We start from the raw sequence: 1,561 nt of genomic DNA, 5'->3' as shown, positions 1-1,561 counted from the left end.
ACGTACAGGGTCTCGTCGTAGTTCGTCGACCCGGGCGCGAGCTCGACGTCGCCGACGCGGACCCCGTTGACGAAGGCCTCGTAGATCCCGAGCGCCGTGGCGTAGAGCGTCGCGGCCTCGGGCTGGGACGGGAGGTCGAAGGACCTTCGGAGCACATAGGCCCGGCGGTCCTCCCGCTCCGATTCCTCTGACGACTCCGATGGCGAAATCCACTTCGCCGTCCAGGTGATCCCTTCGCTCATCGGACCGACTTGACCTTCAGGACGATGATCAGGCTCCCCAGCAGTGCCAGCGCTGCTCCCGCGAGGTAGAGGGCGGTGTAATTCTTCGCCGCCCCATTCGCGCCCAGGACGATGACCAGCGGTGCGATGAGCGGCGCGATGGCGCTCGGAATCCTCTGCGAGAACTGGGTCACCGCGAGGTAGCGTCCCGCTTGGGCACGGTCCGGGAGCACGGCGAAGACGATGGCACCGTCGACCGCTCCGAAGAGCGCGATCGCGCCCTGCATCAGCAGGCTTCCGGCCACGAGGGCAGGGAAGGAGTACGCGAAGGCCTCCGTCAGGCCGCCGGCCACGAAGAAGAGCGCGCCGAGGAACACGAAGAGCTTGCGCCGGCGGAGCCGGTCGGAGAGGAATCCGCCGATGAGGGCCCCTAGGCCGGCCGAGACCACGCCGAGCATCCCGATGACGGCCACGGTGCCGGCAACCTCCTTGACGGGCAGCCCGAGGCGCTGGGCGGCGAAGAAGGTCCCGAACGTGGTGTTGAAATACAGGCCCATGAAGAAGACGAACCGACCGAGCCAGTTCCACCCGAAGTCCGGGTATTTCCGCGGGCTGAAGAGATAGCTCGCCAAGAGTGCCTTCACCGTGACCGTGCTGTTGTGCACGAGGCCGACCGAGCTTCCCTCACGCTTCACGAGCGGGAACAGCACGAGGAGCGCAAGGCCGATGAGGCCGGGCAGGACAAAGACCAGGAACGTGCTGCGCGAGACTGCATACGCGACACCGATGCCAATGACCGGTGCGACCTGGGCTGCAAGGCCTGAGAGGGCGGAGATCCGGCCTCGCTGCTCCTCGGGGATCCGGTCGGCCTGCAGGTTCTGGATCGCCTGGCCCGCCGCCGCCCAGCCGAACAGTGCGACCACCCACCCGACCCCGACGAGGAGAACACTGGGCGCGAAGGAAATGCCGATGAGGCCGAGAAGGCCCACAAGGGCTCCGCCGATCATGAAGGGCGTCCTGCGGCCGAAGCGCGAGCGGAAGCGGTCGCTCCAGACGCCGATGAGCGGGCTCGCGGCGATCGAGATGAACTGTGCCGTCCCCGTCACATAGCCCAGGACCTCCTCGTGGCCGGGTTCGAGCTGGGAGATCCGGACGGCCAGCGAGTACGACATCGGCACGATGAAGGCCATCGAGACGCCGAAGTTCGCGAGCGAGATGAGCGCGAGATATCCCGCGCTGGCCTTCGCAAGAGGGGGTGCGCTGATGTCCGGAGCGGCAGACTCAGCGATGTCTGGCATGACTAGTTCGTCTTCTGTAGCCGGGAGGTCCCCGGAGTTGAG

General features: G+C 66.8%; 2 protein-coding genes. Both read right to left on the bottom strand.

The annotated features are described in order from the left end of the window. On the bottom strand, window positions 1–242 hold a 242-nt coding region (locus ACLN58_RS22010), incomplete at its 3' end, for an alpha-L-rhamnosidase N-terminal domain-containing protein (RefSeq protein WP_415857340.1). After that, window positions 239–1,561 (bottom strand): MFS transporter (locus ACLN58_RS22005; protein ID WP_415857339.1); only part of this gene is annotated, 1,323 nt, incomplete at its 5' end. The genes ACLN58_RS22010 and ACLN58_RS22005, both read right to left, overlap by 4 nt.

Origin of the sequence: Sinomonas sp. G460-2, from assembly GCF_047759905.1 — a bacterium.
GTDB lineage: Bacteria > Actinomycetota > Actinomycetes > Actinomycetales > Micrococcaceae > Sinomonas.
Note: the sequence above shows the minus strand (reverse complement) of the source record. Positions and strands in the feature narration are given on the sequence as shown.